The sequence below is a fragment of the Nafulsella turpanensis ZLM-10 genome, assembly GCF_000346615.1.
Taxonomy (GTDB): Bacteria; Bacteroidota; Bacteroidia; order Cytophagales; family Cyclobacteriaceae; genus Nafulsella; species Nafulsella turpanensis.
Genome location: NZ_ANNU01000018.1, coordinates 1 through 21,241 on the forward strand (window position 1 = coordinate 1; position 21,241 = coordinate 21,241).

The 21,241-nt window shown below is 47.9% G+C and carries 19 protein-coding genes; 14 read left to right on the top strand and 5 right to left on the bottom strand.

What is annotated here, in order from left to right; all coding sequences use genetic code 11:
• The 6 genes from der to F752_RS0108340 form a co-directional block, all read left to right on the top strand.
• Positions 1-1,202 (top strand): ribosome biogenesis GTPase Der (gene der, locus F752_RS0108315; protein WP_017731270.1); only part of this gene is annotated, 1,202 nt, incomplete at its 5' end.
• Between the two features lie 183 nt (positions 1,203-1,385).
• Positions 1,386-1,607: a hypothetical protein gene (locus tag F752_RS0108320; protein WP_152425073.1), complete on the top strand. Its 222-nt coding sequence runs from the start codon at positions 1,386-1,388 to the stop codon at positions 1,605-1,607.
• A gap of 213 nt (positions 1,608-1,820) precedes the next feature.
• Positions 1,821-2,435 (top strand): SprT family zinc-dependent metalloprotease, encoded by a 615-nt coding sequence (locus F752_RS0108325; RefSeq protein ID WP_017731272.1) that lies wholly within the window; start codon positions 1,821-1,823, stop codon positions 2,433-2,435.
• A 168-nt stretch (positions 2,436-2,603) separates the two neighbouring features.
• Positions 2,604-4,166: a bacillithiol biosynthesis cysteine-adding enzyme BshC gene (gene bshC / locus F752_RS0108330; RefSeq protein ID WP_017731273.1), complete on the top strand. Its 1,563-nt coding sequence runs from the start codon at positions 2,604-2,606 to the stop codon at positions 4,164-4,166.
• Positions 4,159-4,734 (top strand): 5-formyltetrahydrofolate cyclo-ligase, encoded by a 576-nt coding sequence (locus F752_RS0108335; protein WP_017731274.1) that lies wholly within the window; start codon positions 4,159-4,161, stop codon positions 4,732-4,734. The genes bshC and F752_RS0108335 overlap by 8 nt, the downstream gene beginning before the upstream one ends.
• Before the next feature lie 84 nt (positions 4,735-4,818).
• Complete coding sequence (locus tag F752_RS0108340; protein ID WP_017731275.1) at positions 4,819-5,406, top strand: uracil-DNA glycosylase family protein; 588 nt, start codon at positions 4,819-4,821, stop codon at positions 5,404-5,406.
• A gap of 62 nt (positions 5,407-5,468) precedes the next feature.
• On the opposite strand, the gene mnmD is transcribed toward F752_RS0108340, so the two are convergent.
• From mnmD to F752_RS0108355, 3 genes are all read right to left on the bottom strand, one after another.
• Entirely contained in the window at positions 5,469-6,158 is a 690-nt protein-coding gene (mnmD, locus tag F752_RS0108345) for a tRNA (5-methylaminomethyl-2-thiouridine)(34)-methyltransferase MnmD (protein ID WP_017731276.1), read from the bottom strand.
• On the bottom strand, positions 6,155-6,697 hold the full coding sequence (gene ispF, locus F752_RS0108350; RefSeq protein ID WP_040664478.1) for a 2-C-methyl-D-erythritol 2,4-cyclodiphosphate synthase: 543 nt from the start codon (positions 6,695-6,697) through the stop codon (positions 6,155-6,157). The genes mnmD and ispF overlap by 4 nt, the downstream gene beginning before the upstream one ends.
• Before the next feature lie 108 nt (positions 6,698-6,805).
• Complete coding sequence (locus F752_RS0108355; RefSeq protein WP_026135603.1) at positions 6,806-8,056, bottom strand: M16 family metallopeptidase; 1,251 nt, start codon at positions 8,054-8,056, stop codon at positions 6,806-6,808.
• A gap of 241 nt (positions 8,057-8,297) precedes the next feature.
• On the opposite strand from F752_RS0108355, the gene F752_RS0108360 reads away from it, so the two are divergent.
• The 3 genes from F752_RS0108360 (at position 8,298) to ytxJ (ending at position 12,047) form a co-directional block, all read left to right on the top strand.
• Positions 8,298-10,277, top strand: coding sequence for an alpha-ketoacid dehydrogenase subunit alpha/beta (locus F752_RS0108360; RefSeq protein ID WP_017731279.1), 1,980 nt, complete (start codon positions 8,298-8,300; stop codon positions 10,275-10,277).
• A gap of 104 nt (positions 10,278-10,381) precedes the next feature.
• The gene (locus F752_RS0108365; protein ID WP_017731280.1) at positions 10,382-11,707 is read left to right on the top strand and encodes a hypothetical protein; all 1,326 of its coding nucleotides are present in this window, start codon (positions 10,382-10,384) and stop codon (positions 11,705-11,707) included.
• Position 11,708: 1 nt separating this feature from the next.
• Positions 11,709-12,047: a bacillithiol system redox-active protein YtxJ gene (ytxJ, locus tag F752_RS0108370; protein WP_026135604.1), complete on the top strand. Its 339-nt coding sequence runs from the start codon at positions 11,709-11,711 to the stop codon at positions 12,045-12,047.
• Positions 12,048-12,157: 110 nt separating this feature from the next.
• Here ytxJ and F752_RS0108380 read toward each other — a convergent pair whose 3' ends face one another.
• Positions 12,158-12,565 (bottom strand): OsmC family protein, encoded by a 408-nt coding sequence (locus tag F752_RS0108380; protein WP_017731283.1) that lies wholly within the window; start codon positions 12,563-12,565, stop codon positions 12,158-12,160.
• Positions 12,566-12,633: 68 nt separating this feature from the next.
• Here F752_RS0108380 and F752_RS0108385 point away from each other — a divergent pair, with 68 nt between their 5' ends.
• From F752_RS0108385 to F752_RS23745, 4 genes are all read left to right on the top strand, one after another.
• A complete protein-coding gene (locus F752_RS0108385; RefSeq protein ID WP_017731284.1) occupies positions 12,634-13,374 on the top strand; it encodes a hypothetical protein in 741 nt (246 codons plus the stop codon).
• A 67-nt stretch (positions 13,375-13,441) separates the two neighbouring features.
• Positions 13,442-14,320 carry a lipoyl synthase gene (lipA, locus tag F752_RS0108390; protein ID WP_017731285.1) on the top strand — a complete coding sequence of 293 codons (879 nt, stop codon included), beginning with the start codon at positions 13,442-13,444 and terminating at the stop codon, positions 14,318-14,320.
• A gap of 179 nt (positions 14,321-14,499) precedes the next feature.
• A complete protein-coding gene (locus tag F752_RS23740; protein ID WP_152425074.1) occupies positions 14,500-15,129 on the top strand; it encodes a hypothetical protein in 630 nt (209 codons plus the stop codon).
• 321 nt (positions 15,130-15,450) lie between these two features.
• A complete protein-coding gene (locus tag F752_RS23745; protein ID WP_017731288.1) occupies positions 15,451-16,404 on the top strand; it encodes an NAD-dependent epimerase/dehydratase family protein in 954 nt (317 codons plus the stop codon).
• 111 nt (positions 16,405-16,515) lie between these two features.
• Here the strand turns inward: F752_RS23745 and gcvP are convergent, their stop codons facing one another.
• On the bottom strand, positions 16,516-19,431 hold the full coding sequence (gcvP, locus tag F752_RS0108410; protein WP_017731289.1) for an aminomethyl-transferring glycine dehydrogenase: 2,916 nt from the start codon (positions 19,429-19,431) through the stop codon (positions 16,516-16,518).
• Positions 19,432-19,626: 195 nt separating this feature from the next.
• Here gcvP and F752_RS0108415 point away from each other — a divergent pair, with 195 nt between their 5' ends.
• Positions 19,627-21,174 carry a M28 family peptidase gene (locus F752_RS0108415; protein ID WP_017731290.1) on the top strand — a complete coding sequence of 516 codons (1,548 nt, stop codon included), beginning with the start codon at positions 19,627-19,629 and terminating at the stop codon, positions 21,172-21,174.
• Positions 21,175-21,241: the final 67 nt, after the last annotated feature.

The following is a 21,241-nucleotide window of genomic DNA, read 5'->3' on the forward strand; positions in this document are numbered from 1 at the left end:
CCCGCGACCGCCACTATGGATATGCCGAGTGGGTGGGCAAGCATTTTACCGTTATCGATACAGGAGGGTATGTTGAAGGCTCAGATGACATTTTTGAAGAAGCCATTCGCACACAGGTAAAACTTGCCGTGGAAGAAGCCTCCGTTATTTTGTTTATGGTCGATGTCCGGGAAGGGCTCACCGGCCTGGATCAGGATTTTGCCAGGGTGGTTCGCCAGTCGAAGAAGCCGGTTTATGTGGTGGCCAATAAAGCCGACACCCATCAGGCTGCCTTTTCTGCAGGAGAATTCTATGGACTGGGCTTAGGAGAAGTGCACCCGATTTCCTCCGCAAGCGGCTCCGGCACCGGCGACCTGCTCGATAAGGTGGTATCGCACTTTGAGGATGAAGGTATAGAAGATCCTGATGCCGAAATTCCACGGATAGCTATTTTGGGCCGCCCGAATGTTGGTAAGTCAAGCTTCCTTAATATGCTGTTAGGTAATGAGCGCAGCATTGTTACAGATATTGCCGGCACTACCCGCGACGCCATCAACACCCATTATAAAATGTTCGGGAAGGATTTTATCCTGACGGATACGGCTGGCTTGCGTAAAAAGAGCCGCAGCAAGGATGATATAGAATTCTTTTCCGTTCTCCGCTCTATTCAGGCACTGCAGGATTCTGACGTTTGCATTGTCATGATCGATGCGGAACGGGGCTTCGAAGCCCAGGATATGAGTATTATTTCACTGGCTCACCGCTATAATAAGGGTATAGTATTGCTGGTAAATAAATGGGATTTAGTAACTGATAAGGACAGCATGACCGCCAAACATTTTGAGGACACTATCAAAGAAAGACTGGGGCCGCTGGACTACATTCCAATTATGTTTATCTCTGTCCTAAAAAAGCAGCGAATTTTCCAGGCAATAGAAAAGGCAGTAGAGGTAAATGAGAACAAGCAGAAGAAAATCTCCACCTCCACCATTAATGATGTGATGCTGAAGGAAATTGAAAATTACCCTCCTCCATCCATCAAGGGCAAATACATTAAAATCAAGTACATTACCCAGTTACCCGGCCGTGTACCCACTTTTGCCTTTTTCTGTAATCTGCCGCAGTACATTAAGCCTCCTTATGAGCGCTACCTGGAAAATAAATTACGCTCACACTTCGATTTCACAGGAGTTCCCATTAGGCTTTACTTCAGGAAAAAATAATGGTCTAAAAGTGGTAATTTCGAAATAATATATATATTTGAGTCTTAAACCAAAACCTAACTTTAAAAATTACGTCTTTATTCCCTGTTTGTAAACCGAGTAAAACTGGCGTTAACAGACACAATTGAGAACTAATTGATAAAGATTATTATTTCTAAAACCACAACTAAACAAAACCAGACCATGAAAAAATTACTTTTTACCATGTTTGCTGCTGGTCTCTTTTTCGCATCATGCGATTCAAGCGAGACGTCAGAAACTGAAACTGAAACTGAAGTATTAACTGATACTGCTGTAGTTGTCAAAGAAAGAGAAGTAACTATTGAAAAAGAAACTGAGATAGATGTAGATACTTCAGATGCCGAGGTAGTGGATGAAATCGAAAACGAAGAAGTAATTGAGTAGTCTTTCCACTACTTTGCTACTACTTTAATAGGTACAAAAAAGAAGAGCTTTGCCGACTGGCAAAGCTCTTCTTTTTTGTACAGAATTCTCTAAATAATTATTTTCCAAGCCCTCACAGACAATAATTTGTTATTATTTTTGCTAAATAAAAGCTGCCATAACAGGCATAATTTTTAAAATTTTATCCTGTGCAGAATTAGAAGAAAGACGTTTGTGAAGAAAGATCAATTTTATAAAGTGAGCGCCGCCCATTTTCCAGGAGCCGCTATCGATTACTGCTGCGACTTGTGGCTGCTTTATCAGTTTAACTTTAAAATTAGCAGGGACCGCCAAACCAAACTGGGAGACTTCCGGTACGATAAAATTAAAAAGACCTATCAGGTAACGGTAAACAAAGGACTTAATCCTTATGCTTTTCTGGTTACCTATATTCATGAGGTGGCACATGTCGACAACTACCGGCAGCATGGACAAAAAGTAAAACCACATGGGCCGGAGTGGCAGCAAAGCTTCCGAAAGCTCGCTTATCCACTCCTCAATACAGACGTTTTTCCTGCTGATGTATTAAAAGCTTTCAAGGATTATCTTCAAAAGCCTGCTGCCAGCTCCAGCGGCTACCTGCCCTTATCCCTGGCGCTCCGCAGGTATGATACAGGAATTGAAGAAAGCCTGCTGCTTGCCCATCTTGACCAGGGCAGCAAATTTATTTTCAAGGATCGTACCTTTGTAAAAGAAGGAAAGAAAAGAACCCGGGCAATTTGCACCGACCTGGGCAATGGCCGAAAGTACCTGATCCCGGAAGGAGCACAGGTAAAAAAAGTGGCTTGAAAAATAAAGTTTAAACTTCAATTAAGCTCCTCAGTCCTGGAAAGTTACCATGGCTGGTTTCTGTTTTTCACCCTATCTCCATAAACATTTCCGGAAGAAAACAGTCCTGATTTCATGCGGTGCCCTGGAATGCCCTTATATTTGTGCTGAATTATCGACCTTACTTTTATGAGATCAGAAAAGATAGAACTGGATCAGCTTCAACAATTCTCTCCCCTTTTTTTAGACTACCTCAAGGGAAAACCTGAATTAAAAAGCTTCTACCACCTTCCCCCCTCTCCTGCCAGCTTCCAGCCACAAATTCAACAGAAGCAATTCTCTTCTCAGTATCGGGCTAATTTACAGGAGGTATTAATCGAACAGTACAGCGGCCTCCCCACAGCAGATGCCGTACAGGAAAATATTCGCTTGCTCGGCCTCGACAATACTTTTACCGTTACTACCGGACACCAGCTCAACATCTTTACCGGCCCACTCTACTTTATCTACAAAATTATTACCACCATTAATACCTGCCGCGAGCTGAGCCAGAAGTACCCCGACTACCATTTTGTACCGGTTTACTGGATGGCTTCAGAAGATCACGATTTTGAGGAAATTAATAATTTCAGGCTTTTCGGCAAGGAGTATCGCTGGGAGAGCAGCCAAAAAGGACCTGTTGGTGCTTTTTCCCCAAATGGGTTAAGTAGCCTGTTAAAAGAACTTCCGGAGTCTCTCCCCGTCTTTGAGAAAGCCTATACCGAGAACAAAACGCTGTCTGCTGCTACCCGCCAGTATGTACATGAGCTGTTTGCCAAAGAAGGGCTGCTCGTACTCGATGCCAGCCACCCGAAACTAAAGGCTTCTTTCACTGATATCATTAAAGCAGATTTACTCGAAAACCAGGCCAACCGCTTAGTAGAAGAGCAGTCAGCCAGGCTTAAGGAAATGGGTTATAAAGACCAGGTTTTCCCGCGCGAGATCAACTTCTTTTATATGAAGCCAGGCCTTCGGGAGCGCATTGTCAGGGAAGGGAATGAATTTAAGGTGTTGAATACGGAGCTCACCTTTTCCGAAGAAGAGCTGCTGCAGGAAGTGGAGCAGCACCCGGAGCGCTTTAGTCCCAATGTAATTCTACGTCCCCTCTACCAGGAATGGATTCTGCCTAACCTGGCTTATGTGGGTGGTCCGGCAGAAGTTGCTTACTGGCTGCAGTTAAAAAGGGTGTTTGACCATTTTGGTGTTCCCTTTCCCCTCCTGCTCCCCCGCAATTTTGCCCTGCTCATTAACAAGGCCAGCCAGCATAAACTCGAAAAAACAGGTCTCGAAGCCGTAGAACTTTTTAAAGATTCGCACGAGCTCAAGCAGCAGCTGGTTTTGGCCAATGTCGAGCAGGAAATAAGCCTGCAGGAAGAACAAAAGGAGCTCGAAGCGCTCTTTGCCCGTATTCAGGAAAAAGCAGCTGCTGTAGATAAGAGCCTTGAAGGATTTGTAGGAGCCGAAGCCGCCAAGAGCCAGAAGAGCCTCGAGAATATAGAAAAGCGAATTAAAAAAGCCGAAGAACGTAAACACGAAACCACACTGAGCCAGGTCGACAGTCTGAAGGAAAAACTCTTCCCTGACAACAGTTTGCAGGAAAGGAAAGACAGCTTCCTGAACTTCTATATCAATAACACTGGTTTCCTGCAAGAGTTAAGCCAGGAGCTTCACCCCTTCGATTTCCGCTTTAACATCCTTTCTTCCGATGAATAAAGAGGCGTTACGGAAGCAATACCTGCAACTGCGCCAGGCCCTGTCGGAAGAGGAGGTTGATAAACGGAGCCAGCAGATTTGCGACCAGCTCTTCGGTAGTGGAAAACTGAAAGAAGTAAAATATCTTCATTGCTTCCTCCCCATCCGGCATAAAAAGGAGGTCAATACCTGGATTATCGTAGACCGCATACGGCAGGAACAGCCACAAAGCAAAGTCATCGTATCCACCACTAACTGGACGGCAAAACGAATGGACCACTTTTTCCTGGAGGAGAGTGGTCTGATAGAGGAAAGCAAGCTGGGGATACCGGAGCCGGTTGATGCACCTGTATGCCCGGCTCAAAAGATTGAGCTCGTGCTCCTCCCTCTTTTAGCTTTCGACCAGAAAGGCCAGCGGGTTGGCTATGGGGCAGGCTTTTACGACCGATTTCTGTCAGAATGTATGCCCGGCACGCAAAAGGTGGGCCTTTCCCTTTTTGGTCCCACTTCAGAGCCTGTTACCGATGTGCACGAACTGGACATACCGCTCGACAGCTGCGTTACCCCTGAGAAGGTTTACAATTTTTAGTTTTGGTTGTTGGTTGTTGGTTGTTGGTTGTTGGTTGTTGGTTGATAAAGGAATTTTTTCCTGACTCCCTTTTGTTCTGCTACCATGCCTTCTTCCGTAGAAACCCTTCAAAAAGAGCTTGCCGCCTGCCGCTTATGCCAGCACAGCTTTAGCCATGAACCCCGGCCAATGATTTGGGGCCATGCTTCCGCGCCTGTTATGCTAATCGGACAGGCCCCTTCGCGCAGGGTCCATGAAACCGGAAAACCTTTTAATGATATGAGTGGCCGGCGACTCCGGAACTGGCTTGCCTTAAATGAGGAGCAGTTCTGGAATAAGGATTTCCTTTATATCTCAGCCATGGGACATTGCTTTCCTGGCAAAGCCCTTAAGGGCGGGGGCGATAATAAGCCGCCAAAAGTCTGCAGCGAAACCTGGATGCCACGGCTGTTGGAGAGTTTTCAGCCACAGCTGTACCTGCTGGTTGGCAGCTATGCCGCTCAGTACTTCTTTCCGAAGAAAAAACTGTCGGAGCTGGTATTTGAGGAACTGAGCATCCGCCACAAACCTGCCTTTGTGCTACCACACCCTTCGCCCCTCAACCAGAAGTGGTTCAAAGATTACCCTGAATTTGAACAGGCGCGGATATACGACATCAGGGCTGTCTTGCAGCAGTGGCAGCCATTGCAATAGCTGCCTCAATAAAGGTTACCGCGCAGTAAAGTCTAATTGCCGGCGGCTCCGGGCAAATCCTTTTAGGCTTCTCCGCTTTTACCGGCCCTCACCATCTCCTTTTTACCGGGTGCGCCTGGAAGAGTTTCCACCTCCAGTCCAAGGGCCTTTAAATCGCGCTTGAGCTGGCCTTTCGCACAATAAGTAGTAAATATAGCACCCGGTGCCATCAGCCGGCTTATTTTCTCCAGTTGTTCTTTTTCCCACAGTTCAGCCTGTTTGCTGGGGGCAAAAGCATCGAAAAAGATAAGGTCATAGGTAGCTGTTGCGCTGAAGTCCTCCAGCTTGTATCGCTCTTTCCGGAGCGTGAAATAGGGACTGATTTTTACGGCTTCTCCCCAGGGGCAGGTATGCATCCTGAGGAAGTCATTCTCATACCTACCTTCCGCCACCATACTGCCATAATTGAGGGCCTGAACAGTTTCCGCAGCAATGGGGTAAGGCTCCAGGCTGGTAAAGTTAATAGTCAGTTTCTCCTGCTCTGCGGCCTCCAGCGACAGCAAGGCATTGAGGCCGGTGCCGAAGCCTACCTCCAGCACATGCAGTTCACGGACATCAAGAAACTGCTCCCGCCAGTGAGCTAATCCCATTTTAATGAATACATGGCGGGATTCGCCCAGCGCGCCATGAAAGGAGTGGTAGGTCTCATTCAGCTCCGGCAGGAAAAGCGAACTGCTGCCATCTTCAGTTTCAATAACCTTTACCTCCCTCATATCCGGTTATAGGTGTGGTAATTCAGATCACCGCTGGCCTCAACCTTATAAATTAAAGCCACACAATAGGCAGATACCCCTTCTTCGCGTCCTACAAAGCCCAAACGCTCCGTAGTGGTCGCCTTTACCGATACATCCTCTTTGCGGCAGTGCATCGTTTCGGCCAGCACCTCCTTCATCTGCTCTATGTGCGGACTCAGCTTTGGCTGCTGCAGACAAATGGTGGCGTCGATATTTCCGACTTCGTACTGATGCTCCCGCAACAGTTCCATGACCCGCCCAAGCAGTATTTTACTGTCAATGCCCTTGTACTGAGGGTCCTTATCCGAGAAATGAAAGCCTATATCGCGCAGGTTGGCCGCCCCAAGCAAGGCATCGCATATTACATGGATAAGCACATCGGCATCGGAATGGCCCACGGCACCATGGGTATGGGGAATTTTAATGCCGCCAAGCCAAAAGTCTTTTCCTTCTTCCAGCTGGTGTACATCATACCCCATGCCTATGCGGAAGTTTAATGTCGGTTTGTTTGGTATCATAATTTAGTCCTGAGTCTTGAGTCATGAGTTGCTGACACCATTGATACTGTTTCTCCATCTATCACTTCTTCGATAGAGGCTTTCCAAGTACCAATTACCAGCTACTATCTACTCACTACTATTGTTTTTTGCTTTATAATGAAGAGTAGAGCAGTTGGTGGGCACGAGAATCTGGCGAGCCATCGCCTGTATACCCTCCGCGCTTACACCCTGGATGTATTCACCTTCTTTATTAATCAGGTCCGGCTGGCCGAGTAAGGCACCGAAAGCAAGATTCATAGCCCGGTTAAGCAGGTCCACTTCAGAAAACACCAGGCTCGATTCGGCCTGGTTCTTTACCTTCGCCAGTTCCTCTTCGCTCACACCTTTTTCCCGTACCTCAGTAATCACTGCCTCAATGGCTTCCTCTCCCTGCTGATGGGTCACACCCGGCCTTAACTTGCCACTAATAACCAGCAGCCCCGGATCTATGGAGCCGGTAACATAGGCCGACAGCTCCGAAAACAGCTTTTCCTCCTTCACCAGCTTATCATATAAAAGACTTGATTTTCCTCTTCCAAGTACATCACTCAGCAAATCGGCTGTATAATAACGAATGTCGGTACGGCCGGGCATGTGGTAAGCCTTGTAAATGGCATCGAGCGGCACTTCTCCTTCGGCAACCTCCAGCCTTGCCTCTGTTTGCTGTGGCTCTGCCGGTACCTGGCGAATGTATTTCTCCCCCGCCGGAATAGGCCCAAACCATTTTTCGCTCAGCTCCTTTACCTGTTCAAAGGTAACATTGCCGGCCACCACCATTACAGCATTATTCGGCAGGTAAAACTTAAAGAAGAATTTACGCACATCGTCCAGCGTTGCATCTTCGATATGCTTTATTTCTTTTCCAATGGTAGCCCAGCGGTAGGAATGCTTCCGGTAAGCCAGCGGGCGCAGTTTCAGCCACACATCGCCATAAGGCTGGTCCAGGTAGCGTTGTTTAAACTCTTCAATAACCACTTTCCGCTGTACCTCCAGCACTTTCGGGCTAAAGTTAAGGCTCATCATACGGTCAGATTCCAGCCAGAAAGCAGTTTCCAGGTTCAGTGCCGGAAGAGTGATATAATAGTTGGTTACATCGGGCGAGGTAAAGGCATTATTTTCGCCCCCAACCCGCTGCAGCGGCTCATCGTACGATTCGATATGTTTAGAGCCCCCGAACATTAAATGTTCGAAAAGGTGCGCAAAACCCGTCTTTTCTTCTTCTTCGTCGCGAGAGCCTACATTATACATAATATTTACTGCGGCCAGTGGCGTTGCACGATCTTCGTGTACAAAAACCTGCAAACCATTGGGCAGTGTAAAACTTTTATAATCGATCATAGTATTTCCGGAGCTCTCCTGGAGCTTTTTTACATCTACATTCAGTTTAAGCAACCCGCCTCAGGCTGCTTAAGTTTTTCAAACAGAGAAGGATCAGTAGCCTGTTTCGCCTCCTTTAGCCGCACAAGTTCCTGTACTTCAGCATAATTTACTGAAATACATTACGCAGCCACCCCACAAAAGTAAAAAATATTTTGCAGCTAAGGCGAATCCTGTAAATTTGTCAGATATCTATTATTTTATGAAGTTCGACCGCCAAGATTTTTCCGACGAAGATTTATTACATGTCTACGAGGAGCTCCTGCGCCCCCGTATGATTGAAGAGAAAATGCTTATCCTCCTACGCCAGAACAAAATCAGCAAGTGGTTTTCCGGTATTGGACAGGAGGGGGTGGCGGTAAGTGCTGCCCTCGCCCTGCAGGATAATGAATATATACTCCCCATGCACCGTAACCTGGGTGTATTTACCGCTCGTAAGGTTCCTTTCAACCGCCTCTTCAGCCAGTTCCAGGGCAAGCGAAATGGCTTTACCAAAGGCCGCGACCGCTCTTTCCACTTTGGAGCACCCGATTACCACATCGTAGGCATGATTTCGCACCTCGGTCCCCAAATGGCCCTGGCCGATGGTATTGCCCTGGCGCATAAGCTTAAAAAAGAAAATAAAATTGCCCTTGCCTTTACAGGCGACGGGGCCAGCAGCGAAGGCGACTTCCACGAAGCCCTTAATGTGGCTGCGGTATGGGACCTGCCGGTTATTTTCCTGGTAGAAAATAATGGGTATGGCCTTTCCACCCCCAGCGAAGAGCAGTTCCGCTTTAAATATTTTATCGACAAAGGCCCCGGCTATGGAATGGAAACCGTGCAGCTCGATGGAAATAACATCCTGGAAATGTACGGCACCCTCCGTAAACTGGCGGCAGATATACGTAAAAATCCACGCCCAATTTTAGTGGAAGCCCTCACCTTTAGGATGCGCGGCCACGAAGAGGCTTCAGGCACCAAATATGTTCCAAAGGAGCTCTTCGAAATATGGGGCAAAAAAGATCCGGTAGAGAATTACGAAAAATTCCTGCTGAAGGAAGGGGTGCTGAACGAAGATAAAATAGCCACACTCCGTAAGCAGATTACTAAAGAAATAGAAGCAGGCTTAAAAGATGCTTTTGCCGAAGGGGAGCCGGTGGCCGATACCGCTCTGGAGCTGCAGGACATGTATGCCCCTCACGAGCAGGAAGTAATTAAGCCAGAAAGTAAGCAGACAGAAGAAAAACGTTTTGTCGATGCCATTTCCGATGCCCTTCGCCAGAGTATGGAGAAGTATCCGAACCTGGTACTCATGGGACAGGATATTGCCGAATATGGAGGGGTATTTAAAATTACCGAAGGCTTTGTGCAGCAGTTTGGCAAAGAACGGGTACGAAATACGCCCCTCTGCGAATCGGCAATTATTGGTACCGGCCTTGGCCTGAGCATTAACGGCTATAAAGCAATGGTGGAGATGCAGTTTGCCGACTTTGTTACCTGCGGCTTTAACCAGATTGTAAATAACCTTGCTAAAATCCATTATCGCTGGGGGCAGCATGCCGATGTAGTGGTGCGTATGCCTACCGGTGCAGGCGTAGCGGCAGGCCCTTTTCACTCCCAGTCGAATGAAGCCTGGTTCTTCCACACTCCAGGCTTAAAAGTAGTGTATCCTTCAAACCCGCACGATGCCAAAGGACTCTTAAATGCTGCGCTGGAAGATCCAAATCCGGTTATTTTCTTCGAGCATAAAGCACTCTACCGCTCCCTCAGCGGACCTGTTCCAAACGATTATTATACAGAAGAGATTGGAAAGGCAAAACTGCTACAGGAAGGGGAAGATATGAGTATCATTACCTATGGTATGGGAGTACACTGGGCAAAGCAGTATATGGAAGAACACCCGGAGCTCAGCATCGACCTGCTCGACCTCCGCAGTCTGCTGCCATGGGACAAAGAAGCCGTGGCTGCCACAGTTAAAAGAACCGGAAAGGTGCTCATTCTGCACGAAGACTGCCTGACAGGCGGAATCGGCGGGGAAATTGCCGCCTGGATCGCCGAGCATTGCTTCCAGTATCTCGATGCCCCGGTAATGCGCGAAGCCAGCCTCGATACCGCCGTTCCTTTTGCGCCACCACTGGAGCAGAATTTCCTGCCTAAAAACAGGCTAACCAAGAAAATTGAATCTCTGGTTTCCTTTTAAGAGGTGCCGGATGTATTGATACCCACCGAATGACAGAGGGGGTATACCTGCAAGAGGCAGAGAGTGGATAGAATGTGGATTGTGTTCTGATAAATGAAATCTGTTTGAAGCAACGAATTATTAAATATGGATTTTCCCTCTGGCTGGCCTTCTGCCTCCTCAGCGGACTTTCGCCCTGGAGCAGTGCAGCCATGGCGCAGGGAGGCTATCCGGACAAGGTGCTGGAAACAGTAAAAAAGAAAAAGCAGAAAAAGCGAAAGAAAAAGAACCCCAAGCCGAAGGAGAACCGAGGAACAGATGTAATGGAAATTCAGCCACCCCTCATGGACCTCAGAAAACCGGGCAGTCGTGGAAAGAGAAAACTTCCTAAAAAAGATAAGTTTTATCAACCCGAACTCAACGATAACCGCAGCCTAAGGCTAAAGCAGAAAAAGGAAGAGCGGCAGCGAACCATCTTCTCAGGTCGGCTGAAAGAAGATCGGAACGAAGGGCCGGCCCCTGGCACCCATTATAAAGGACGAATAAAGCGGCAGGAAATAGACAATAATCAGCAGGGCACCCGGCATGCTGGTAGTATTCGTGTTAAACCTTCTGAAATAAGCGAACCCGGCAAGGGGCAGGAACATAGCCGAAAGGAATTCAGAAAGCACCAGCAACGCAATGGCACCGGCTTTGCCGGAAGAGGGAGCGTCCCTAAAAAGCAGGTGCGGGAGCCGGGAGTCCACCATCAGGATAGGCCCGGGAGTTTATCGAAGAAGTGGGGCAACAGTACCGAGGCCGCTTCTCATGCCGGGCACATGAGAGTCCGTAAGGATGAGATGAACGAGCCCGGCACTCTGCACAGCGACAGAAAGGAATCAGTAGGCAGAAAATACAGCAGCTATGAAGGAAGCCGCCACAGCGGCGACCATAAAATAGCTAAAAAGTATGTTAAAAAGCCCGGCACTCACTATTCTGAGCGAAAGAAGAGTATGGCCGGGCAGTATGAAAGCACCGTCGGCACGAACTATGCAGGTACTGAGCGTGTTAAAAAGAAGTACCTGAAGGAACCAGGCACCCTGCACAGCGACAGAAAGCGCTCTCTTGCCAGACAATACAGTAGTACAAGGGCTACGGGTTTCCGGGGACATATTAAAGTGCTCAGTCGCCGGCAGGAATCGCGCTTCTACGAAGAACTCTCATACGAGATGCATCAGTACGAAGGAAGCATTAAGATAAAATCAAGGCATCGAAATATGCATCCAAGTGCAGCCGCCCGAAAAAACGTGGTGATGCGCTCCAGAGAAATGGCAGAGCGCAGGCGCGGGCTCCACAGGTGGTGGAACAAACTATGGGACCGTGGCCAGCCGGAGGTTGTAAAAGAAGAGGCAAAGAAGCCCCGTTACGATGGGGATGAAGGAGAAATTTGGGATAAAAGCAGAGAATGGTAATATGAAGTGGAATCAACTTAATTCTGAACAAGCACTGGAGGCCATAAAAGAGCACTCAGCCGATAAAGCAATCATTATTTTCAAGCACAGCACCCGCTGTCCGGTAAGCCAGATGGCTCTCAGCTGGTTCGAGCGTTCCTGGAAAGAGGAGGAAATGAAAGGGGTAGAGCCTTACTTTCTCGACCTCATCAGTTACCGCCCGGTTTCCGGAAAGGTAGCCGAAATATTTAATGTTCAGCACGAATCGCCACAGCTCCTGCTCATACGTAATGGCAAGTGTACCTACCACCGCTCTCATTCGAATATCTCTTATAAAGAGCTTCAGAAGGAATTAGGCTAAAGAAAAGCCAGGGAGATAAATCTAAAAGAGGCAGCTTTAATTTTTAAGGCTGCCTCTTTTCTTCTTATAGAACAGCATGTACGCCAGCTGTTTTCTATCATAAAGGGACATCAAAAATCAAAATTGATCACCTGCTCAATTTCCGGATGAAGGCTTAGTGCAACCGGGCAGGTGCGTGCCGCATTCTTCAGCTTTTGTACCTGGGCCGCACTTAAAGCGGGGGCATTTTTCCAGCTGAAGTGGATTTCAATCTTCGATATACGGCGCGGCTCTGCGGCCATATGTTTGGTGGTGCTGAGGGACAGGCCTTCGAGGGAGATATCTTCCCGCTGGGCTACAATCCCCATAATCGTCATCATACAGCTGCCGAGTGCCGCGCATACCAAATCGGTAGGCGAAAAAGCCTCACCCTTTCCCTGATTATCCACAGGGGCATCGGTAATGATTCTGTTAGACGATTTTAAGTGGGTAGCTTCCGTCCGTAAGCTTCCCAGGTATTTTCCTTCTATGGTTGGCATAAACTTATAGGGTTCTTTTTTGTTAATTTATTAATTCATATTTTTATAGACAAACCTCTTTCGCTGGCATGAAGGCTCAACCGCTCAACACTCTGCTCCTGCTCTTATTTTTTTCCCTGGCAGGCATTTCTTCTTTACAGGCACAGGACGATGAAGAGGAAGAATATACCCGTGAGTTTGTGGGTGGTGTAAACCTCAATACCAATGGCGGTATTGTTGGTTTAGGAGGCCTTACTTTCAAATATTCCACCCTTCTTCGGCCGGGACTTTACCGGAGTCTTACCTTTGAAGCAGTAAACGTAAAACATGCCAAGGAAACCCGCTATCCTTCTTTCTCCGGCGGCACCTTTATACTGGGTAAAGTTAACTATTTATATTCGTTGCGCTTTAGCCTTGGGCTCGAAAAAATAGTGTTTAAAAGAGGGGTACAGCAGGGCGTTCAGGTAAATGTACTGGCGTCGGCAGGGCCTTCGATTGGCATTATTTCGCCTTACTATGTAGAGTATGCTGATGGCTCAGGCAACTATGCCAATTCCATTCCTTACCGGCCAGGACTTAACCCCAGTGGCATTTACGGGCCGGGGCGGCCGCTCCAGGGTATTGGAGAATCTAAAATAAGCCCGGGTCTGCATGTTCGTACCGGTGTTGGCTTTGAGTTTGGCACCTTCGAATCGAACATCAGCGGCTTGGAGCTGGGCCTCCTGCTCGAAGCCTTCCCTAAGCGCATTCAAATATTATCTGAGGCAGATACCCAATGGTTTTTCCCCTCAGCTTATCTTACTTTCTTCTTTTTTGGCAGCCGAAGTTAGCCCATGTTAAGCCTGGGTGAAGTCCGCAGAATTGCCTACCTTTGTTAATGAACAACGAAAGGCTCAGATGATAGAATTACCAGTGATATCAGAAGAAGCGAGCAAGCGTAAAAAGCCTGACTGGTTGCGCGTAAAGCTTCCGGTAGGAAAAGAATATGCGAGCGTTCGCAAATTAGTCGACCAATATAAACTTCATACCATTTGCGAGAGTGGCAACTGCCCGAATATGGGCGAATGCTGGGGCGCCGGCACTGCCACTTTTATGATATTAGGCAACGTATGTACCCGTAGCTGCAGCTTTTGTGCCGTAGCAACCGGCCGGCCGCCGGAGTACGATGAGGACGAACCTCGTCGTGTAGCCGAAGCCATTAAGCTGATGGGAGTTAAACATGCCGTCCTTACTTCGGTAAACCGCGATGAACTAAAAGACCGTGGTGCCGAAATCTGGTACCAGACCGTGGTAGAAACCAAGAAGCTAAGCCCCGAAACCACTATCGAAACGCTTATCCCTGATGTGAAAAGCAATTGGGATGCCCTCTACCGCATGATTAGTGCCGGGCAGGAAGTGGTTTCGCACAATATGGAAACGGTAGAGCGCCTGTACCGCCGCGTGAGGCCACAGGCAAAATACCAGCGTAGCCTTGACCAGATAAAGCTCACCAAGGAGTACGGCAAACGCACTAAAACAGGCATTATGCTTGGCCTGGGCGAAACGCCGGACGAGGTACACAAGGCAATGGACGATCTGGCCGCGCATGGCTGCGACATCCTTACCTTAGGGCAATATCTGCAGCCTACTAAAATGCATATTGAGGTGGCCGAATTTATCCACCCCGATTTATTTGATGCTTACCGGGAGGAAGGCCTGAAAAGAGGACTTAAATATGTGGAATCCGGCCCTTTGGTACGTTCTTCTTACCATGCCGAACGGCATGTAAATGTGTAAATTATTAGCAGTCACCCTGTTAGAAGAGCCTTTCCTTCCGGAAGGGCTTTTTTATTTTCTATTAATATTACTTCTGTACCATCCAACAATATCTGCCGCACAACAGAGTTATAAGTTTTGTATCATTGTAATACTAATACACTCAGCTAGTTAAATAAGTAGAAAAAATAGGGATGGGAATGTGTAGTAGAAGAAATAATACCATTTTAGCGTTAGCCATCAGTAGCCTTATGTTACTGGGCGCCTGCGAAGAAATGACAGAAGTGGTACCGGAACAGGCAGAGGTGCCGGGTACGGCAAAAGAAGCCGCCGCTGCGGCTGATATTGAAAAATATGTAATCCTGACCGGTGAGCACCACGCAACCCTAAGTTTTGAAAATGTTGCGCTGGACCAGTTAAAGTTTAATGCCCTTTTTGATAGTACCGCCATTTACTCCACTATTGATCCTGCCAACCAGGCCGACATCAATAAGCTGTACGGAATGGCCGACTGCAACAGCTACCACCATACCAACAGCGCCCGCTTCGGCTGGAGGTGGCACGAAGAGCAGCTGGAAATATGGGCATATACCTATGTAAATGGCGAAAGAAATTCAGCTTTCGTAGATACTGTTTCGCTGGGTGTGTTTAATGAGTATGAAATTAGCTTCGAAGATAATAATTACCGCTTCCGGCTAAACGAGAAAGAAGTAGAAATGCCCCGCCAGTGCGAGGCCACAGCTGAAGGATATAAACTGTTCCCTTACTTCGGTGGTGATGAAACCGCCCCCCACGATATCAGTATCTGGATAGAAGAATTAAAGAACTAAAGATAATCCTCTGTTAAACGTGTAATCTGAGTTCGAGAGTTGTTTGTTGTTAGTAGTTTTGTTAAAGGTGAAGAGCGGCTGGTTGAAAGACTGGCCGTTTTTTATTTTTCTGAGATGCCTGCAACAAAATATTTCTTGGAAAAGCTGGCTAGCACTTGCAGCAAAAAGGATACAGCAGGCTTTCTTTTTTCATCATCTTGTTTAATTATTCTGCTTCCTTAACTACCGCTAATCCATTTCAGTTTGTAAGCTTTCTGCCATTTCCTTACCTTCGCCCTATTTCCAGTTGGTCCCTTTTTAGTTTTAAGCTTTGAAATTATTATGCAAACGATATTAGGCGCCGGTGGTGCCATTGGCCATCAGTTAGCCCGGGAACTCCACCAGTATACCAGAAATATCAGGCTGGTGAGCAGAAACCCGCAAAAGGTAAATACCACAGATACTCTTTTCCCTGCCGACCTTTCTGATGTATCGCAGGTCGACAGGGCCATTGAAGGCTCTAAGGTGGTATACCTGACCGTAGGCTTTGAATATAATATAAAGGCTTGGCGCAAAAACTGGCCTCCCCTCATGCGGCGGGTCATTGGCGCCTGTAAGAAGTACGATGCTAAACTGGTGTTCTTTGATAATGTGTATATGTATGATTCAAAATATGTATACCACATGACGGAAGAAACCCCTGTACGACCGGTAAGTAAAAAAGGAGCCGTAAGGGAGCAGATTGCCCAGATGCTGCTTGCAGAGCTTGAGCGGAATGAGCTAACGGCTCTTATTGCCCGTGCGGCTGACTTCATCGGTCCTAAAAACAGCATCCCGGTGGAGATGGTGTATAAGAACTTCCGGAAGGGAAAAAAAGCCGACTGGTTTGCAGATGTTAATAAAGTCCATTCCTTTACCTATACCCTCGATGCTGCTAAAGCCACCGCTCTTTTAGGGAATACTCCCGCTGCTTATAAGCAGGTGTGGCACCTACCTACCCACCATGCACCTCTTACCGGAAAACAGTGGATTGAACTCTTTGCACAGGAAATGGAGGTTAAAGCCCGTTACCGCGAACTGCCTGCCTGGCTACTCAGCTCCCTGGGTGTTTTTATGCCCCTTATGCGGGAATTCAGGGAAATGAATTACCAGTACGACAGGGACTACTTCTTCGACAGCAGTAAGTTCGACAAAAGATTCGGACTAAAACCCACCCCTCCTCAGGAAGCGGTACGACAAACTATTGAAACCCTGGAACAGGAGCATTCCGCAGCACCAATCGCAAACATAAAATAAATACAGCAGCAGCTAAACGTGGACAGGCCATTTAGCTAATGCACCTGATTCATTCCAAAAAAAGAGGCTGCCTGTGATGGGCAGCCTCTTCTTGTTTTCTAAAACAATTATTTAAACAGCCATTGCTTCCTGCTCTTCTGATTGCTCATACATTTCCACAGGAATACAGCTACACATCAGGTTGCGGTCGCCATAGGCGCTATCGATCCGGCTTACCGTTGGCCAGAACTTCATTCCTTTTACCCATTCCAGCGGATAAACTGCCTTCTGGCGGCTGTAAGGAAGGGTCCAGTTATCGGATAAGGCCACTTCGGCTGTATGGGGTGCATTTTTCAGCACATTACTTTCCTTATCAGCCTTACCCTCTTCTATTTCACGAATTTCGTTTCTGATTTCAATGAGGGCATCGCAGAAGCGGTCAAGCTCAGCGGGAGATTCACTTTCAGTTGGCTCTATCATCATGGTACCCGCCACCGGGAAGCTAACAGTTGGAGAGTGGAAACCATAGTCCATCAGGCGCTTGGCAATATCCTCCACTTCCACATCCGCTTTCTTAAAGTCGCGGCAATCGATAATCATTTCGTGTGCGCAGCGGCCATTTTTACCGGCATACAACACATCGTAATGGCCCTTGAGCCGGGCCTTGATGTAGTTAGCATTCAGGATGGCCATTTGCGTAGCTTTCTTCAGGCCTTCGGCACCCATCATGGCAATATAAGCATAGGAGATGGTAAGGATGCTGGCACTGCCCCATGGCGCTGCCGATACCGCACTAATCGCTTTTTCGCCACCGGCTTTCGCCATTGGATTCCCCGGCAGGAAAGGTGCCAGGTGTGCTGCCACTCCAATTGGGCCCATACCAGGTCCACCGCCACCGTGAGGAATACAGAAAGTTTTGTGCAGGTTCAGGTGGCAAACATCCGCACCAATATTGGCCGGCGAAGTAAGCCCAACCTGTGCGTTCATATTCGCCCCATCCATATATACCTGTCCGCCATACTGATGAATGGTTTCGCAGATTTCAATAATGGCTTCTTCAAATACCCCGTGGGTAGATGGGTAAGTCACCATTAAGCAGGAGAGCTGGTCTTTATGCTTTTCTGCCTTGGCTTTGAGGTCTTCTACATCAATATTGCCACGCTCGTCGCACTTCACAATTACTACTTCCATACCCGCCATTACAGCCGATGCAGGGTTGGTACCATGGGCGGAAGATGGAATGAGGGAAACATTACGCTGTCCTTCGCCCCTGCTCTCGTGGTAAGCACGAATCACCATAAGGCCGGCATACTCGCCCTGTGCACCTGAGTTAGGTTGCAGAGAGGTGGCGGCAAATCCGGTAATTTCACATAGCCAGCTTTCGAGGCGGCGGAACATTTCCTGGTAACCTGCGGCCTGGTCTTTAGGCGCAAAAGGATGCACACCCCCCCACTCCGGCCACGTAACCGGAATCATTTCGGTTGTGGCATTGAGCTTCATGGTACAGGAGCCGAGAGATATCATGCTATGCACCAGCGAAAGGTCTTTATTTTCCAAACGCTTGATGTAGCGCAGCATTTCGTGCTCGATATGATAGCTGTTAAATACCGGGTGTTCCATATAGGCCGTACGACGAATCAAAGCCTCGGGAACCTGCAGTTTCAGTTCTGCTGCTTCACTATCAATTGCCGGAGCTTCCTTACCTGCTACTGCAGCAAATACCGCCGCCAGGTCCTCCACATCTCTCAATCGGGTTGTTTCATCGAGCGAAAGAGTTACAATGGTGGTATCGGGGCGGTAGTTCAGGTTCATTTCCTTTTCCAGCGCCGCTTTGCGTAGCTCTTCAAGCTTTTCGGCTGAACCCAATTCTACCGCCAGGGTATCGAAGTAGGCCTCATTCAGCTGCTGATAGCCGATTTTCTCCAGTACGCCTGCCAGCTTTTGGGTAAGCAGGTGTGTGCGGCCCGCAATCCGCTTCAAGCCCTGCGGACCGTGGTATACACCATAAAAACCGGCCATTACAGCCAGCAGTACCTGTGCGGTACAAATGTTGGAAGTAGCTTTTTCGCGGCGAATATGCTGTTCGCGGGTTTGCAACGCCATCCGGAAAGCGTTTTTGCCGGTCCTGTCTTTCGATACACCAATAATACGGCCCGGTATCTGGCGCTTGTACTCATCTTTGGTTGCAAAATAAGCAGCATGCGGTCCGCCGTAGCCCATAGGTACCCCTAAGCGCTGCGAAGTTCCTACCACTACATCGGCTCCCATTTCGCCCGGAGGGGTAAGCAGGGTAAGGCTCAGCAGGTCAGCGGCAAAGGCCACAAAAACATTCTGTGCTTTAGCCTCAGCCACAAAGCGGCTGTAGTCTTTTACCGCGCCCCATTTATTGGGGTACTGCAGCAGCACACCATATAAATTCTCATCCTGCAGGTCAAGCGTTTCCACATCGCCTACCACCAGTTCAATTCCAACCGGTATAGCGCGGGTTTTAAGGATGTCGAGCGTTTGCAGGAAGGTATTCTGATCAACAAAAAACTTATTCGCTTTCTTTTTAGCGCCCTTACGGAGGCCGGACAGCATGGTCATGGCTTCAGAGGCAGCGGTTCCCTCGTCGAGCAGAGAGGCATTTGCAATTTCCATTCCCGTCAGATCCATTACCATGGTCTGGAAGTTCACCAGCGCCTCGAGGCGGCCCTGGGCAATTTCGGCCTGGTAAGGAGTATAGGCAGTATACCAACCCGGGTTCTCCAGTACGTTTCGCAGAATTACAGAAGGAACAATGGTATTGTAGTAGCCCTGCCCGATATAAGAGCGGTAGAGCCTATTCTGGTTAGCCAGTACTTTAAAATCTTTTAAAAACTCATACTCGCTTTGTGCAGCCGGCAGTTGCAGCTCTTTTTTCAGGCGAATCGACGCAGGGATGGTCTGGTCTATGAGGGTATCAATAGAATCAGCTCCTACTTTATCCAGCATGTGACGGATGCCGCTTTCGTCAGCGCCATTATGCCGTGTTTCAAACTTCTCGAAACGGGTCAGATCGATCTTCATTCTATGGTAAAAATTTTGACGGTTTGGGTAGAATTATCTTATTTATGCCATGACAAATCTACAATTTATTTAGGATAAAGATTCAACTTTGACAATAATTGTAGCCTAGTGGAACTATCCGAAACAGTTGTTCTGCTTATCTTTGTATAATGGTATTTTATTTTGCCATTCCAATCTTTAAAAATTGAATCTTATATGAAAAAGACCCTGATGACTGCCTTCGTGGCCAGCCTCAGTCTGCTTAGTGTGCAGGCCCAGGATAGCCTTTCCGTAGACAGTACAGCACTTCGCTTTGCCGGTACCATTACGGCCGAAGACATGGAAAAACACCTGAGCATTTTGGCTTCCGACAGCCTTGAAGGCCGCGAAACCGGCACCCGTGGCCAGAAGATGGCCGCCGATTATATCATGAATCATTTTAAGTCTTTAGGCCTGCAGCCGGTTGCCCAGAATAACAGCAGCTTTTACCAGCCTTTCGAGCTCGAAAAGCGCAGCTGGGGTACTGTTTATCTGAAAACAGAGGAGGATGCTACTCTTAATAACTTCGAAGATGTTATTTACTACGGCAGCGCCCATGTACCGGAAGAAACTGAAATGGAAGTCGTTTTCGCAGGCCGCGGCCGGGCGCAGGATTACGAAGGCCTCGACGTAAAAGATAAGCTCGTACTTATTTTCGACTCGGAAGATAAAGACTGGCGCCAGAAATTAAGAACGGCTAAGGAAAAGGGCGCTGCAGGCTACATCGTTACCTCAGGCGGCGATAAAGCCGAATTCAGCAGAACGGTGAATAATGCCCGTCTTTTCGTGGATCGTCCTCGTCTTGGCTTTAAGAATGAGGATAAGGAGGAGACTGGAACCATTTTCTTCTTTACTGCCCCTGAAACCGCCGCAGAAATTATGGATACCAAGCTCTCGAAGCTCGACAAGGCGATGGAGAGGAAGGATAACGGGAAGGAAAAGGCCCTGCGGAAAATAAAGCCGGCCACCATTACCGTTAAATCTGAACGGAATGTGGAAACCGTAAAGACGGAGAACGTACTTGGCTTTATGCCCGGCACTGACCTGAAAGACGAAATAATAGTCATTACCAGCCATTACGACCACCTGGGTAAAACTCCTGAAGGGGAAATATTTAACGGGGCCGATGACGATGGTTCAGGCACCACTGCCGTACTGGAAATTGCTGAAGCCTTTGCCGAGGCAAAAGAAGCCGGTAATGCTCCCCGCCGCAGCATCCTATTTATGACGGTAACGGGAGAAGAAAAAGGGTTGCTCGGCTCTGAGTATTATACCAATAATCCTGTATTTCCGCTGGAGCAAACGGTTACTAACCTGAACATCGATATGGTGGGTCGTGTGGATAAAATACACGAAGGAAAAGAAGACTATGTATACCTGATTGGTTCAGATAAGCTTTCTACCGAACTGCACGAGCTGAGTGAACGTGTAAACGATACCTACACCCAGCTGGACCTTGACTATGCGTACAATGACGAAAACGATCCGAACCGCTACTACTACCGCTCCGACCATTATAACTTCGCCAAAAATCAGGTGCCGGTTATCTTTTACTTTAACGGAACCCACGAAGACTACCATAAGTCAACGGATACCGTAGAGAAAATAACTTTTGAGCAAATGGAGAAGAGGGGCCGCCTTGTATTCCACACGGCCTGGGAACTTGCCCAGCGCGACGAGCGGGTAGCTCTGGATAAAAAAACTGAAGAGGCTGAACAGAAATAGCCTCCACCCAGCCTATAAAATAAAAGCCGGTCCTTTATCAGGACCGGCTTTTATTTTTTCAGATTCT